14 protein-coding genes and 1 pseudogene are annotated in these 15,040 nt (G+C 72.4%); 11 read left to right on the top strand and 4 right to left on the bottom strand.

The features are described from left to right. Window positions 1-114: 114 nt before the first annotated feature. Window positions 115-1,005, bottom strand: coding sequence for a 2-hydroxy-3-oxopropionate reductase (locus ACWEJX_RS07785; RefSeq protein ID WP_451606634.1), 891 nt, complete (start codon window positions 1,003-1,005; stop codon window positions 115-117). A gap of 44 nt (window positions 1,006-1,049) precedes the next feature. Then, window positions 1,050-1,901, bottom strand: a complete 852-nt coding sequence (locus ACWEJX_RS07780; protein ID WP_451606633.1) for a TIM barrel protein — start codon at window positions 1,899-1,901, stop codon at window positions 1,050-1,052. Between the two features lie 141 nt (window positions 1,902-2,042). On the opposite strand from ACWEJX_RS07780, the gene ACWEJX_RS07775 reads away from it, so the two are divergent. From ACWEJX_RS07775 to ACWEJX_RS07735, 9 genes are all read left to right on the top strand, one after another. After that, on the top strand, window positions 2,043-2,303 hold the full coding sequence (locus ACWEJX_RS07775) for a hypothetical protein (RefSeq protein ID WP_451606703.1): 261 nt from the start codon (window positions 2,043-2,045) through the stop codon (window positions 2,301-2,303). Between the two features lie 44 nt (window positions 2,304-2,347). After that, entirely contained in the window at window positions 2,348-2,686 is a 339-nt protein-coding gene (locus ACWEJX_RS07770; RefSeq protein ID WP_403790187.1) for a helix-turn-helix domain-containing protein, read from the top strand. Between the two features lie 155 nt (window positions 2,687-2,841). Then, complete coding sequence (gene uraD / locus ACWEJX_RS07765) at window positions 2,842-3,357, top strand: 2-oxo-4-hydroxy-4-carboxy-5-ureidoimidazoline decarboxylase (protein WP_403789511.1); 516 nt, start codon at window positions 2,842-2,844, stop codon at window positions 3,355-3,357. Further along, on the top strand, window positions 3,357-3,764 hold the full coding sequence (uraH, locus tag ACWEJX_RS07760) for a hydroxyisourate hydrolase (RefSeq protein WP_403789512.1): 408 nt from the start codon (window positions 3,357-3,359) through the stop codon (window positions 3,762-3,764). The genes uraD and uraH overlap by 1 nt, the downstream gene beginning before the upstream one ends. Before the next feature lie 5 nt (window positions 3,765-3,769). Continuing rightward, window positions 3,770-4,693, top strand: coding sequence for a factor-independent urate hydroxylase (gene pucL / locus ACWEJX_RS07755; protein ID WP_451606632.1), 924 nt, complete (start codon window positions 3,770-3,772; stop codon window positions 4,691-4,693). An 81-nt stretch (window positions 4,694-4,774) separates the two neighbouring features. Beyond that, window positions 4,775-6,193 carry a nucleobase:cation symporter-2 family protein gene (locus tag ACWEJX_RS07750; RefSeq protein ID WP_451606631.1) on the top strand — a complete coding sequence of 473 codons (1,419 nt, stop codon included), beginning with the start codon at window positions 4,775-4,777 and terminating at the stop codon, window positions 6,191-6,193. A gap of 48 nt (window positions 6,194-6,241) precedes the next feature. Continuing rightward, window positions 6,242-7,633, top strand: coding sequence for an 8-oxoguanine deaminase (locus ACWEJX_RS07745; RefSeq protein ID WP_451606630.1), 1,392 nt, complete (start codon window positions 6,242-6,244; stop codon window positions 7,631-7,633). A 318-nt stretch (window positions 7,634-7,951) separates the two neighbouring features. Beyond that, on the top strand, window positions 7,952-9,418 hold the full coding sequence (locus tag ACWEJX_RS07740; protein ID WP_451606629.1) for a nucleobase:cation symporter-2 family protein: 1,467 nt from the start codon (window positions 7,952-7,954) through the stop codon (window positions 9,416-9,418). A 4-nt stretch (window positions 9,419-9,422) separates the two neighbouring features. Beyond that, complete coding sequence (locus tag ACWEJX_RS07735) at window positions 9,423-10,211, top strand: aspartate/glutamate racemase family protein (RefSeq protein ID WP_451606628.1); 789 nt, start codon at window positions 9,423-9,425, stop codon at window positions 10,209-10,211. Window positions 10,212-10,215: 4 nt separating this feature from the next. Here the strand turns inward: ACWEJX_RS07735 and ACWEJX_RS07730 are convergent, their stop codons facing one another. Beyond that, complete coding sequence (locus tag ACWEJX_RS07730) at window positions 10,216-10,794, bottom strand: hypothetical protein (protein ID WP_451606627.1); 579 nt, start codon at window positions 10,792-10,794, stop codon at window positions 10,216-10,218. A gap of 142 nt (window positions 10,795-10,936) precedes the next feature. On the opposite strand from ACWEJX_RS07730, the gene ACWEJX_RS07725 reads away from it, so the two are divergent. Continuing rightward, on the top strand, window positions 10,937-11,923 hold the full coding sequence (locus tag ACWEJX_RS07725) for a fibronectin type III domain-containing protein (protein ID WP_451606626.1): 987 nt from the start codon (window positions 10,937-10,939) through the stop codon (window positions 11,921-11,923). Window positions 11,924-12,041: 118 nt separating this feature from the next. Further along, complete coding sequence (locus tag ACWEJX_RS07720; RefSeq protein WP_451606625.1) at window positions 12,042-13,199, top strand: beta family protein; 1,158 nt, start codon at window positions 12,042-12,044, stop codon at window positions 13,197-13,199. Between the two features lie 1,752 nt (window positions 13,200-14,951). Here the strand turns inward: ACWEJX_RS07720 and ACWEJX_RS07715 are convergent. Continuing rightward, window positions 14,952-15,040: pseudogene (locus ACWEJX_RS07715) on the bottom strand (DUF4233 domain-containing protein); the annotation flags it as partial.

The following is a 15,040-nucleotide window of genomic DNA, read 5'->3' as shown; positions in this document are numbered from 1 at the left end:
GCCCGGCAAACGACGTCAACAGTTTGTTGAAAATGAAGTGTGGTGTTCCGGACGGCGGCGACGCCTGGGCGCGACAGGACAGGTGTCAGCGCCGCCGCCGTCCGGAAATCTGGGTCAGACCTGCTGGCCGGAGAGGCGCTCGACGGCGCGCAGCAGGGCCGAGTGGTCCAGGCCGCCGTCACCCTGGGCACGCAGGGAGGCGACGAGCTGGGCGACCACGGCGCCGACCGGAAGGGCCGCGCCGACGTTGCGGGCGGCGTCGGTGACGATGCCCATGTCCTTGTGGTGCAGGTCGATCCGGAAGCCGGGCTTGAAGTCCCGGTTCAGGAAGTTGTCCTTCTTGCGGGTCAGCACGGTGGAGCCGGCCAGACCGCCGTTGAGAACGTCGAGGGCGGCGTTCAGGTCCACGCCCGACTTCTCCAGGAAGACCACGGCCTCGGCGCACGCCTGGATGTTGACGGCGACGATCAGCTGGTTGGCGGCCTTCACCGTCTGGCCGGAGCCGTGCGGGCCGCAGAGCACGATGGTCTTGCCGAGGGCCTGGAGGATCGGCAGGGCCTCGTCGAAGTCGGCCTGCTCGCCACCCACCATGATCGACAGGACGGCCTCGATGGCGCCGGCCTCGCCGCCGGAGACGGGGGCGTCGATGACGCGGATGCCCTTCTCCTTGGCGTTCTTGGCCAGGTCGACGGAGGTCTGCGGGGTGATCGACGACATGTCGATGATCAGGGCGCCCGGCTTGGCGTTCTCCAGGATGCCCTCGGGGCCGTAGGAGATGGCCTCGACCTGCGGGGAGGCGGGCACCATCGTGATGACCACGTCGGCGTCCTTGACGGCCTCGGCGATCGAGCCGGCCGCGGTGCCGCCGGCGGCGGCCAGGCGGTCCAGCTTGTCCTGCTCGAGGGTGAAGCCGGTGACGGAGTAGCCGGCCTTGATCAGGTTCTCGGACATGGGGGAGCCCATGATGCCGAGGCCGATCCACGCGATCTTGGGGAGGTTGCTCATGAGGGTGCCTCTCAAAACAAGGTGGTACGGGGAGGGGGCGAGGGTCAGCGCGCCGCGCGGTCCTCGGCGGGCAGCCAGTCGAAGGACGCGGCGGCGTCGGCGGCCTTGTACTCCAGGCCCACCCAGCCGTCGTAACCGGCCTTCTTCAGCTCGCCGAGCAGGTCCGCGAGCGGCAGCTCGCCGGTGCCCGGGGCGCCGCGGCCCGGCATGTCCGCGATCTGGACGTGGCCGGTCTTGTCGGCGTACTGCGCGATGACCTGGCTGACGTCCTCGCCGTTCATGGCCAGGTGGTAGATGTCGAGCAGGAACTTGGCGTTGCCGAGCCCCGTGGCCGCGTTGACCTTGTCGACGATCTCGATGGCGGCGGGGGCGCTCACCAGCGGGTAGAGCGGCGACTCCGGCTTGTTGAGGGTCTCGATCAGCAGGATCGCGCCGACCCGGTCGGCCGCGCGGGCGGCCAGGACCAGGTTCTCCAGGGCGAGCTCGTCCTGGACGGTCGGGTCCACACCCTCGACGCGGTTGCCGTAGAGCGCGTTCAGCGCCTTGCAGCCGACCGAGGCGGCGAAGTCCGCCGCGATGTCGATGTTGGCCCGGAAGCGGTCCGACTCCTCGCCGGGCACCGAGACCGCGCCGCGGTCCGGGCCGGGGAGCTGTCCCGCGTAGAAGTTCAGGCCGACCAGCTGGGTGCCGGCGTCCTCGAGGGCCTTCTTGAGGGCGTCGAGCTCGCTCTGCTCGGGGGTGGCGGTGTCGATCCAGGGCCACCACAGCTCGACCGCGGTGAAGCCCGCCGCGGCGGCGGCCGCGGGGCGCTCCAGGAGCGGGAGTTCCGTGAAGAGGATCGACAGGTTCACATCGAAGCGCTGGTCCGTGCCGGCGCCTTCAGAGAAGCGGGCCATGAGGGGCGGCGCTCCTTCCGTATTGCGGAAGTAAGTTTCTGTCTGACGGAATGTTGTAGCGGGAGCGACCGACTTGTCAAGAGGTCCCCGCAGGTCCGGGGCTCCCGCTGGGGCCCGGACGGGCCGTAGCGTGGGGGCATGGTGCGTTTGAGAGTGGAGTTCACGACCGAGCCGTTCGACCTCGACGAGGCGCCGGCACACGCGGTGGTGGCTCGTGAGGTCATCCAGTCGGCCGAGCTGGACGCGGTGGACGTCGGCCCCTTCGGCAACACCGCGGAGGGCGGCGCGGACGCCGTGCTCACCGCCGTGGACGAGCTGCTGCGCAGGTCCCTGGCGGCGGGCGCCACCCGTGTCTCGCTCCAGGTGAACGTCCTCGACGGGTCGGGGGAGGCGGACAAGTGACCGAGCACCCCCTGGTCGCGGCCGTGAAGCCGCTGGTGGACGCGATGGGCGCGGAACTGCTCGGCCCCGAGCAGGCCGGGTCCGACGACGTCGTCCTCGCCTGGGAGGGCGAGGATGTGCTCGCCGTACGGCTGCCGCAGCTGTCCGAGTCCCTCGACCACATCCTCGCGGCGATGGAACGGCGGCACGGGATGCCGCTGGCCGAACTCGACCGCAAGGCGAAGCAGGAGATCGTCCGCATCCTGGAGGCACGCGGTGCCTTCTCGGTGCGCCACGGTGTGGAGACGGTGGCCGGGGCGCTGGGCGTCTCCCGCTTCACCGTCTACAACTACCTGAACCGGGAGACTGCCCTGAACAGGCAAAAACCCCCGAAGAACGGTTAGTTGATCATGTCTTGCCACAAGCCGTCGTCCGCATGTCGGGACGACGGCTTTTGTATGACCGAGTTTTCAACAAAGTGTTGACGTGGTGTTGCGGAGGGCGTTAGCTATCCGCAGCCCGTCCGACGCACAGCGAAAAACAGCCACGGAGGCTTCCCGTGACTTCAGGTACGACACCGGGTCTCGCCCGGTTCAACACCTCGGCGGACGGCGACGCCGTCGCCGCACTCCACGAGGTGTGCTCCAGTTCGGCGTGGGGGAGCAAGCTCCTCGCCCAGCGCCCGTACGCCACCGCCGAAGCCCTCTTTCTCGCCAGCGACGCCGCCATGGCCGAGCTGACCGCCGAGGACCTGGCCGAGGCGATGGCGGGCCACCCGCCGATCGGTCGTCCGAAGGCCGGGGACCCGACCTCCTCCCGCGAGCAGAGCGGGATGGCCGGCGCCTCCGCGGAGCTCAAGGCCGAGATGCTCGAACTCAACCTGGCCTACCAGGACCGGTTCGGCCATGTCTTCCTCATCTGCGCCACCGGGAAGACCGGCGAGCAGATGCGCGACGCGATCCGCGCACGGATCGAGAACTCGCCCGAGCAGGAGCGGGAGATCGTCCGCACCGAACTGGGCAAGATCAACCGCATCCGTCTGACCCGTCTCGTAGAGACCGAGGAAGAGAACTGATGAGCACCGACACCACCGCCTCGGTGTCCACCCACATCCTGGACACCAGCCTCGGCCGGCCGGCCGAGGGCGTGGCCATCGCGCTCGCGGCCCGCGCCGGCTCCGGCGCGGAGTGGGTCGCCCTGGGCGGCTCCGCCACCGACGCGGACGGGCGCTGCAAGGACCTGCCGGCCCTGCCGGAGGGCACGACCCACGTACGTCTCGACTTCGAGACCGAGGCGTACTTCCTGACACAGCAGAACAAGCAAGCCGAGGCGCAGCAGGACGCCCCCGCGAATCGGGACAGCGGTGCGACCGGTGTGTTCTTCCCGGAGGTGGCGATCACGTTCGCCGTCGTACCGGGCGAGCACTACCACGTACCGCTGCTGCTCAACCCGTTCGGCTACTCCGTTTACCGAGGGAGCTAGCAGACATGCCCACGATTCTCGGCCAGAACCAGTACGGCAAAGCAGAGAACCGCGTCGTCAAGATCACGCGCGACGGCGGCACGCACCACATCAAGGACCTGAACGTCTCCGTCGCCCTCTCCGGTGACCTCGACGACGTCCACCTCACCGGCTCCAACGCCAACTGCCTCCCCACCGACACGACGAAGAACACCGTCTTCGCGTTCGCCAAGGAGTACGGCATCGAGTCCGCCGAGCAGTTCGGCATCCACCTCGCCCGTCACTTCGTGACGAGCCAGGAGCCGATCAAGAAGGCCCGGATCCGGATCGAGGAGTACTCCTGGGAGCGGATCGCCAGCTCGGACGCCAACTCGAAGTTCATCGGCTCCGACGAGGTCAACCACTCCTTCGTCCGCAAGGGCCAGGAGACCCGCACCACCCAGGTCACCTTCGACGGCGAGAAGTGGGAGGTCATCTCCGGCCTCAAGGACCTCGTCGTCATGAACTCCACCAACTCGGAGTTCTGGGGCTACATCAAGGACAAGTACACCACCCTCCAGGAGGCGTACGACCGGATCCTCGCCACCCAGGTGTCGGGTCAGTGGCGGTTCAACTGGACCGACGACGAGCAGCGGATGCCGAACTGGGAGCGGTCCTACGAGCAGACCAAGAAGCACATGCTCGAGGCGTTCGCCGAGACCTACTCGTACTCGCTGCAGCAGACCCTCTACCAGATGGCCACGCGGATCATCAACCACCGCGCGGAGATCGACGAGGTCCGCTTCTCGCTCCCGAACAAGCACCACTTCCTCGTCGACCTCGAGCCCTTCGGCCTGAAGAACGACAACGAGGTCTACTACGCCGCCGACCGCATGTACGGCCTGATCGAGGCCACCATCCTCAGGGACGGCGCCACGGCGCAGATCCCGGTCGACATGACCAACCTCTAAGCGGCACTGAGTGATCCGGTCCCCGCCCGTCCGCAGTCGGGCGGCGGGCGGGGACCGGCACCAGACCGGAGGGAACCTCACATGGCAACGCCCGCAAAGGGGCCGGCTTCCGCCGACGGCCCGTGTTCCACCTCGTCGCCCACCCAGGCCCCGGCCCCGGCCGCCTGCCACCCGGTGGACGAGAAACTCCCCGCCTCGCGGCTCGTCCCCGCCGCGCTCCAGCACATCGCCGCCATGTACGCAGGCGTCGTCACCCCTCCGCTCATCATCGGCCAGGCCGTCGGCCTGGACGCCGCCGGAATGACCCGGCTCATCGCCGCCAGCCTGCTGATCGCCGGCTGCGCCACCATCCTGCAGACCCTCGGCCTCGGCCGCTTCGCCGGAAACCGGCTGCCGTTCGTCAACGCGGCCTCCTCCGCCGGCATCGCGCCCATGCTCGCCATCGCCGAGACCAGCGCCAAGGGCCACCAACTCCCCGCCATCTACGGCGCGGTCATGGTCGCCGGCGTCTTCTGCCTCGCCGTCGGCCCCTTCTTCGGCCGCCTCCTGCGCTTCTTCCCGCCCCTCGTCACCGGCGTCGTGATCACCCTCATCGGGGTCACCCTGATGCCCGTCCCGGTGAGCTGGGCCCAGGGCGGCGACAAGAACGCCGCCGACTTCGGCGACATGAGGTATCTGGCACTCGCCGGCTTCACGCTCGTCGTCATCCTGCTCTTCCAGCGCTTCGGCAAGGGCTTCGTCAAGCAGATCGCCCTGCTCCTCGGCCTGTTCATCGGCACGGTCGCCGCGATCCCCTTCGGCATGGCGGACTTCAGCGCCCTGCGCGAGGCGCCGGTCGCCGCGCTGCCCGCCCCCTTCGCCTTCGGCGCCCCCGAGTTCCAGCCCGCCGCGATCCTCTCCCTGTGCATCGTGATGCTGGTCCTGATGACCGAGTCCAGCGCCGGCATGCTCGCCCTCGGCGAGATCTGCGACCGGCGCAGCGACGGACAGACCATCACCCGCGGCCTGCGCACCGACGGCATCGCCACCCTCCTCGGCCCGGTCTTCGGCGGCTTCCCCACCTCCGCCTTCGCCCAGAACGTCGGCGTCGTCTCGCTGACCCGGGTACGCAGCCGGTACGTGGTCGCCGTCGCCGGCGGCGCCCTCCTGGTCCTCGGCGTCTTCCCGGTGCTCGGCGCGGTCGTCTCCCTCGTGCCGATGCCGGTCCTCGGCGGCGCGGGCATCGTGCTCTTCGGCTCGATCGCCGTCAGCGGCATCCGCACCCTCTCGGAAGCGGGCCTCGACGACAGCTCCAACATCATCCTGGTGGCCGTCGCGCTCGGCGCGGGCATCATCCCGCTCGCCGCGCCCACCTTCTACGCCGGCTTCCCCGCCTGGGCGCAGACCGTGCTCGGCTCCGGCATCAGCGCCGGCGCGCTCGTCGCCGTCCTGCTGAACCTCTTCTTCCATCATCTCGGCACCCGGAGCCGCCACGCGGCTGCGGCACTCAAATCTTCCTAGGGTCCTGCCGTGCCCAGCCTTTCCCTCCGGAATGAAGGAAGTACCGCCATGGCAGAAGCCTCGGCAGCCCCCCAGCGCATCGTCATCGAGAACGCGGCGATCGCGACCGTCGACGCGGACGACACCGAGTACGCCACCGGCCATCTCGTCGTCGCCGGCAACAAGATCGAGTCCATCGGCGCCGGCCGCGCGCCGGACGGCCTCGACAACGTGGTCCGGCGGATCGACGCCACCGGCCATCTGATCACGCCGGGTCTGGTCAACACCCACCACCACTTCTACCAGTGGATCACCCGCGGGCTCGCGACCGACCACAACCTCTTCGACTGGCTGGTCGCGCTCTACCCGACCTGGGCGCGGATCGACGAGCAGATGGTGCGCGTCGCCGCCCAGGGCTCGCTCGCCATGATGGCCCGCGGCGGTGTCACCACCGCCATGGACCACCACTACGTCTTCCCGCGCGGCACCGGCGACCTGTCCGGCGCCATCATCGGCGCCGCCCGGGACATGGGCGTCCGCTTCACCCTCGCCCGCGGCTCCATGGACCGCAGCGAGAAGGACGGCGGACTGCCGCCGGACTTCGCCGTCGAGACCACCGAGGGCGCGCTCGCCGCGACCGAGGAGACGGTGAAGCAGCACCACGACGCCTCCTTCGACGCGATGACCCAGATCGCCGTCGCCCCCTGCTCGCCCTTCTCCGTCTCCACCGACCTGCTCCGCGAGGGCGCGGCCCTCGGCCGCCGGCTCGGCGTGCGGATGCACACCCACGGCTCGGAGACGGTGGAGGAGGAGAAGTTCTGCCACGAGCTGTTCGGCATGGGCCCGACCGACTACTTCGAGTCCACCGGCTTCCTCGGCGAGGACGTGTGGATGGCGCACTGCGTCCACATGAACGACTCCGACATCGCGGCCTTCGCCCGCACGAGGACCGGTGTCGCCCACTGTCCCTCGTCCAACGCGCGGCTCGCCGCCGGCATCGCCCGCGTCCCCGACATGCTCAGGGCGGGCGTGCCGGTCGGCCTCGGCGTCGACGGCACCGCCTCCAACGAGTCGGGCGAACTGCACACCGAACTGCGCAACGCGCTGCTCATCAACCGCCTCGGCCACCACCGGGAGGCCGCGCTGAACGCCCGCCAGGCCCTCCGCCTCGGCACCTACGGCGGCGCGCAGGTCCTCGGCCGCGCCGACAGCATCGGCTCCCTGGAGCCGGGCAAGCTCGCCGACTTCGTCCTCTGGCGGGTCGACGGCCTCGGCCACTCGTCGATCGCCGACCCGGTCACCGCGCTCGTCTTCGGCGCGGCGGCCCCCGTCACCGCGTCCTTCGTCAACGGCCGGCAGATCGTCGAGAACAACCGACTGCTGACCGCCGACGAGGACACCATCGCGCGCGACGCGCGCACGGAGGCGCAGCGCCTGGCCCGTATCGCGGCCCAGGACTGACCCACCCCAAGACGTCCGACCGAGGGGGACGGCCCTCGGTCGGTCGCCGTGGACCCGAGCGGGGCCCACGGCAGCCGGGCCGGGGGGTGTGCGTACGCCGTGTCGTACGCCACCCCCCGGAACGGTGAACCCGTGCCCGTCCCCACCGGGCACCCCGTCCCGCGCCGCACCCCCTTCGCCGGCGCACCACCGCAGGACCTCCTGCACCCCCTCGCTCCACCCCCGCACCGAGCCGCACCTCCTGCACCCCGCACCGCATCGCACCACCTCCCTGCATCCCACGTCCCCGCCGACGTGTACCTGACCGGAGGAACCGCCGTGGCCGCCAAGCCCCAGGTTCGCAATGCACCAGACGCAGACACCGCCCCCGAAGGCGCCGTCTCCGACGCAGACCGGGCCAAGCATCCGGTCGACGAGACCCTGCCCCCAGCCAAGATGCTCACCAGCGGTCTGCAGCACGTCGCCGCCATGTACGCGGGCGTCGTCGCGCCGCCCCTGATCGTCGGAGCGGCCGTGGGCCTCTCTCCGACCGAACTGACGTTCCTCACCGGAGCCAGCCTCTTCACCGCCGGCCTCGCCACCTTCCTCCAGACCCTCGGCGTCTGGAAGATCGGCGCCAAGCTGCCCTTCGTCAACGGCGTCACCTTCGCCGGCGTCGCCCCGATGCTGGCCATCGTCAACACGACCAAGGACAAGGCCGACGCGCTCCCGGTGATCTTCGGCGCGATCATCGTCGCCGGACTCCTCGGCTTCATAGCCGCCCCGTTCTTCTCCCGCCTCGTGCGGTTCTTCCCTCCGGTCGTCACCGGGTCCGTCATCACGCTCATCGGCGTCTCCCTGCTGCCGGTCGCCTTCGGCTGGGCGCAGGGTCCCAACCCGAAGGCCGACGACTACGGTTCGACGACGTATCTGTCGCTCGCCGGCATCACCCTCGTGATCGTGCTGCTGCTGCGCCGCTTCACCACCGGCTTCCTCAAGCAGGTCGCCGTCCTGGTCGGCCTGGTCCTCGGCACGGTCATCGCGATCCCCTTCGGCGTCACCGACTTCTCCCCGGTGCGGCAGGCCGACGTCGTCGGCTTCCCGACGCCCTTCCACTTCGGCGCCCCGCAGTTCGCCACCGCCGCGATCATCTCCATGTGCGTGGTCATGCTGGTCTCCATGACCGAGTCGACCGCCGACATGCTGGCGCTCGGCGAGATCGTCGAGCGGCCGGCCGACGAGAAGACCATCGCGGCCGGACTGCGCGCCGACACCCTCGGCTCCGCGCTCAGCCCGCTCTTCAACGGCTTCATGTGCAGCGCCTTCGCCCAGAACATCGGCCTGGTCGCCATGACCCGGATCCGCAGCCGCTTCGTCGTGGCCTGCGGCGGCGGCTTCCTCGTCCTCATGGGCCTGTCGCCGATGGCCGCCTCGCTGATCTCGGTCGTGCCGCGGCCGGTGCTCGGCGGCGCGGGCGTCGTCCTCTTCGGCTCGGTCGCGGCCAGCGGCATCCAGACCCTGGTCAAGGCCGGCCTGGAGAAGGACAACAACGTGCTGATCGTGGCGGTCTCGCTGGCCGTCGGCATCATCCCGATCACGAAGCCGGAGTTCTACCACGCCTTCCCCGAGACCGCGAAGATCATCCTGGACTCGGGCATCTCCACCGGCTGCGTCGCCGCCGTCCTGCTCAACTTCGTCTTCAACCACCTCGGCAGGCACCGCAACGACGACACGGTGACGGCGCCGATGGAACCGGGCGAGGAGATCTCGGAGACGGCGGCGGCGAAGGCGGCGCACGTCCACTGATGCCGTGAGCCGCCCACTGCCACCGTCGCCGCCCGCCCCGGATCCCGCGCACCCCGCGGGGCCCGGGGCGCCGGCCGTGGTCCTGATCAACCCCAACACCGCCGCGGCGACGACCCGCATGATGACGGCCATCGCGCGCCACGCGCTCGCCGCCTCCGGGCTGCGCGTGCGCGGCGTGACCGTCGCCCACGGCCCCGCGATGCTCACCGACCCGGCCGCCCTCGGGGAAGCCGCCCCGCACGTCCTCGCCGCCGCGCGCCAGGCCCTGGCGTCCGGCGACTGCGCGGCCCTGATCGTGGGCGCGTTCGGCGACCCGGGCGTCACGGAACTGCGGACCCGGCTTGCCACGGCGAGCGGGGAGTCCCGTCGCGGAACGGGATCGGCCGTCCCCCTCACTGTGCCCGTCGTCGGCATCGGCGAGGCCGCGCTCGCCGAAGCGGCCGAGGGCGGACGACGCTTCGGCATCGCCACCACCACGCCGCGCCTCGCCGCCGCGATCGACGCCCACGTCGCCCGGCTCGGCCTCGCCGCCGCGTACACCGGCGTCCGCTTCGCCTCCGGCACTCCCGAACAGCTCGCCGCCCACCCCGATTCGCTGCTCGCCGCCCTGACGGAGGCCGCGCGCGCCTGCGTCGTACGTGACGGAGCAGAGGCCGTCGTCATCGGGGGCGGCCCGCTCGGCGACGCGGCCGAAGCGCTCCGAACCCGCCTCGCCGTCCCGGTCGTGGCCCCCGTCCCGGCGGCCTGCCGCCAGGTGGCGCGACTGCTGGGCGCGATGCCGGGCAGGGCGTAGGGGCTCACCGCTCCACCGCCGATCGGCGCCTGCACTCGTGCGCCAGGTGCGGATAGGCCGCCGCGATCGCCTCGTACACCCTGCGGCGCAGCAGGCGTTCGGCCTCGGCGCGGCCGGTGTCGCCGTAGAGGTCGTCGAGGAGGGCGTCGTAGCGGGAGAGGGCGTGTCGCAGATAGCCGACCTGCCAGCGGACCATGGCGCCGGCGGTGAGGCCGCCGGGGCCGCGGGCGCCGAGCAGGTGGCGGTGCCGGACGGCGCGGCGCTCCAGTTCGGCGGCCGGGAGGCGGGGCACCTCGATGGGTTCCGCGCGGATCGCCGCGAGGACCGCGCGGCGGCGCCGGTCGGCCGCCAGCAGGCTCGCGGCGCCGGCCCGGCCGGCGGCCTCGGCGGAGGCGGCGAACTCGGGTGTGCGCTCCACGGCTTCGACGCGCGCCAGAAGATAGAGGAGCACCGGCGCGAGCGACCAGCGCCTCGGGTCGCGGCCCTGCACATCGGCCTGGCCGAGCATCTCGCTGACCATGGCGTCGCTCCAGCCGCGCAACCTCAGCCCGGCCAATGACAGATACGTCGTACGGTCCGTCACGATTCCCCCAATGTCGACTACGGAGAGTAATGGATCCAGTGAAGCGCACGCCACTGACAACGCCCTCTTGCCGACGCCCCACCCGCTGTGCGATATAGGTCTGGACCTTTCCCGGATCCCTGGCCGGACGGAGGCACCCCCCGTGCAACGCCCCTACGCCGCAGCCTCGTCGGCGGTCGCCGTACGCGGCTTCGCCGTCGCCCTCACCGTCGCCCTCGCCGGCTGCGCCGGCCCCGCCGCGGCAGCCAAGGACACCCGCGCCCCCACCGCCCCCACCGGAGTCACCGCGACCGCCGGCAGCGCCACCACCGTCCACGTCATGTGGAGCGCCGCCACCGACGACCGGGGCGTCACGTCCTACGCCGTCTACGACCGGGGCCGCGAGGTCAAGCAAGTCCCCGCCGCCACCCTGATGACCGACATCACCGGCCTGGCCCCCGCCACCCCCCACACCTTCACCGTCCGCGCCCGCGACGCCGCCGGGAACCTCTCCCCGGCCGGCGCCCCGGCCGCGGCCACCACCCTCGCCGCGACCGCAGAGGACCGCACCCCGCCCACGCGCCCCACCGCCCTGCGCGCCGCCCCCGCCGGACCCGGCGCGGCGGTCCTCACCTGGCGGCCCGCCCGCGACGACACCCGCGTCACCGCCTACGACGTCTACCAGGCCGACTCCCGCGTCCACACCGTCCCCGGCACCGCCACCACCGCCCGCCTCACCGGCCTGCGCCCCGGTACCGCCTACTCCTTCACCGTCCGCGCCCGCGACGCCGCCGAGAACTCCTCCCCGGACAGCGCCCCCGCCGACCTCACCACCGCCCCCGCCCCCGGCGCCCCGCCCGACACGGCCCCCACCGCCGTCAGCGTCCGCCCCGCCCGCGGCGCCCTCACCGTCACCTGGACCCCGCCCCGTACCGCCGCCGACGACGCCGTCAAGGAGCACCAGCTCTATCTCAACGGCCGCTTCGCCACCACGATCGTCTGGGGCACCCAGCCAGCCCCGGGCCCCGTCACCTACACCCTCACCGTCCCCACCACCCCCGGCCTGCGCTACACCGTCACTCTCCGCGCCAAGCTCCCCGACGGCACCTGGGGCGACTTCTCCGCGCCCCGCACCGCGGTCACCCCGTAGCTCCCCCCGACCTCCCGTCCCCCTGGTCGCACATGGCCGAAACGGCTCCCTTTCCGGACCCGCCTGCCGCGCCGCACCCTGCGAACGGGCCACTTGCCGAAGGGCGTTGGGGGAGCCGATGGCCGAGCCGAGCTACGTACCCGTTCTGCCCGCACGACCGAGCGCACGGAAGGCGTACGAGACCCTCACGCCCTCCGTGCGCGCCGCCGTCGCCCCTCTGTGGGTCGTCCCGCCCCGCGACCCGGCCGCCTGCCGGCGCGCCCGCCGGCATCCCGTGCGCGAGTCCCTCGACCACATCGCCCGGGTGCAGGAGAGCGGACCCGCGTGGGTGGACACCCGGGGCGCAGAGTCCGACGCCGACCCGCGCCCGGTCGAGGAGGCGCTGCGCGAGGTGCTGACCCGCACGGCGCTGAGACCCGTGACGGGGCCCGAGCGCTCCGCCTGGCAGCAGGCCGCCTGCGCGGCCGCGGCCCGTGTGTGCGGCGACGGCCTCGGGATCCGGATCGCCCCGGCCGCCCTCGCCGACGAGCGCCGTCTCGAAGCCCGGTTGCGACGCCTGCTCGCCGAGCTCGGCGACCTCCCCCTGGACCTGCTGCTCGACCTCGGCGCCGTCCAGGACGACCACCGCTTCGCCTTCGTCGAGAAGTCGGCCCTGCGTGCTCTCGCCCTCCTCGGACCGCTGCACGACTGGCGGACCGTCGCCGTCCTCGCCGGTTCCTGCCCGGAAGCCGACGCCGTCCCCGACGACTACGGGGCGCCCTTCGCCGAGGCGCAGCGCTACGACTGGGACCTGTGGCATGTGCTCGGCCGTTCGCCGGACGGGAGCCGGCTCCGCATCACCTACGGTGACTACGGAGCCGGGCACCCCCGGAGCACGGCCCAGCCGGCCGACCGGGACGAGGGCTCGCCGTGGGGCCTGCTGCGTCACACCGGCGAGCGCACGTTCCTCCTCGGCAAGGTGCCGACCTGTGCGGACGGCCACGCGGCCGACATCCGGCGCAAGGCGGCCGAGATCGTGGCCACGCCGGACTTCGAGGAGGCCCCGCACAGCGCCGCCAAGGAGTGGATGCGGGCCTGCGCCGCGGGCCGGGGCAGCGAGGGCGCGGGCCATCCCGGCGTGTGGGCCTGGGCCGCGCACAACCAGCACCTCACCTTCGTCGTCCACCAACTGCGGCAGCTCCACCAGGTGCAGCGGCTCCGCCTGCTCCACCAGCTCCACCAGCTCCGCAGGCTCCCCCAGCCGCACCGGAGCGCCCCCTTCCACCCCACCGCCTGACCCGCCTGGCCCCACCGCGTGACCCGCCTGGCCGCACCGCGTGACCCGCCTGGCCGCACCGCACCGCGCCCCGCCCCGCCCCGAATTACGCTGGGAAGCGTGGCCGAGATCGTGCTCACCAACACCGGTCGTGACCTGTTCCTGGAGGAAAGCCCCGAGTTCCGGGGACCGGGAGCGGTCAGGGCCGTGGACGCCGTGCTCGGGCTGCTCGCGTTGCGCGGGGCGGACCGGGGATCAGGAGTGCCGGAGCCGACGCCCGGCCTGGTGAAGCGGCTCCTCGTGGAGGATCTGCCGGCGTTCGTGTGGGCGGCGCCGGAGGAGCTGGCGGTGTATCCGGCGGTGCTGCGCGCGCTCGCCGGGCGGTTCGACGGGGAGCGGCGGACGCGCATCGAGGGGGTGATCGGGGACGCCGTGGCCGACTTCGAGCGGGCCATGGGCGACCCCGGGAACCTGACCTGGCCCCGCTGGTACGCGCAGCTCCTGCGCGCCGACGGCACCGATCCCGGCGACCCCGAGGCCGTGCGGGCCTGGCTGGCCCGGCTCGACGGGCCGCCGGTGCCCGACGGGGTGCGCAGGGCGGACCTGGTGGGCCGCACCGCCGTCGCGGACCTGGTCCTCACCGAGGTGCTGACCAGGGCCTACGTACGCGATGCCGAGCAGCCCCCGGCCGCCGGACCGCTGCTCAGCGACCACGACGTGGCGCAGGGCATCGGCCGCGTCGCCCAGGCACTGCTCGACCGGTGGACGGCGGCCGGGCTCGCCGAAGGGCTCGCGGGGGAGTACGCGCACCTCGCGCCCGGACCCGACGACCTGCCCCATCTCGTCCTCGCCGACGCCCTGCTCGACGAGCACCTCGACTACTACGGGGACGCCTCCGTGCCGCTCCCGCCGCCGGAGCGGGAGGCCGAGGAGGCCGTCACGGACGTGGAGCGGGACGCCGACCTGCTGGCGGCCGCCGTCGACGAGCTCGCCGACGAGGGAACGTACGGCGGCGAGGCCGCCCACCTGCTCTACACGCTCTACCAGCGCGGCTGCTCCGCCGAGTCGGTCGCCCGCCGGGCCGCCGAGTTCGAGGACTGGACCGTCGACCCGGACCTGGAGGACGCCCCCGTCCGCGTACCGCCGCCCGCCTCGCCCGGCTACACCACGCCGACCGCGTCCGAACTGGCCCGCCTCCTCGGTACGCCCGGCCTCACCGACACCGACCGGGCCCGGCTCGACAGGCCCGCCCACGGTCTCGCGGCCGTCGTCGACCGGCTGGCCGCGACCGGACTGGTCTTCCGGCGCGGCGACGCCTTCGGGCTCACCCCGGGCGGCTGCGCCGCGGTCCGCTATCTGCTGGCGGTACGGCGGGTCGCGGTGCCCGACGCCGAGGAGACGGCCGGGTGGGACGCGGACACCCTGGTGGCCGCCGCCGCGGGCTGGCCGCCGGCCGTCGCCGGCCGGGTCCTCGGTGAGTGGCTGCACGCCCGTGGGCACGGGGCGGAAGCCTGGTCCGGGCTGCTCGCCGCGCTCGGGACGGTCAACGCCGGCACCTCCGAAGCCGCCGCCACCCGCGGCCTGCTGAACGTCCTGGACCTCTCCGCCGCCCCGGCCGGGGCGCTGCGCGACGCCCTCGCGAACCCGGCCGTCGGCGTCCGGGCGGCGGACGCGCTGCGCGACCGCGGGGAGCCGGTGGAACCGGACCGGGTGCCGGCCGCCGCGCGGGCCCTGCACGTGCTCGACGGGCTGCCCGGCAAGAAGGGGCCGCTGGATGGCGATCCCGCAGACCGTCCAGACCGTCGACATCGCCAGGGAGTCGTCCTTCATGGCGACGAGTCCGGCGAAGCCGATCACGAAGA

The organism is Streptomyces sp. NPDC004788 (genome assembly GCF_053601115.1).
This window is presented reverse-complemented; position numbering and strand designations above follow the sequence as displayed.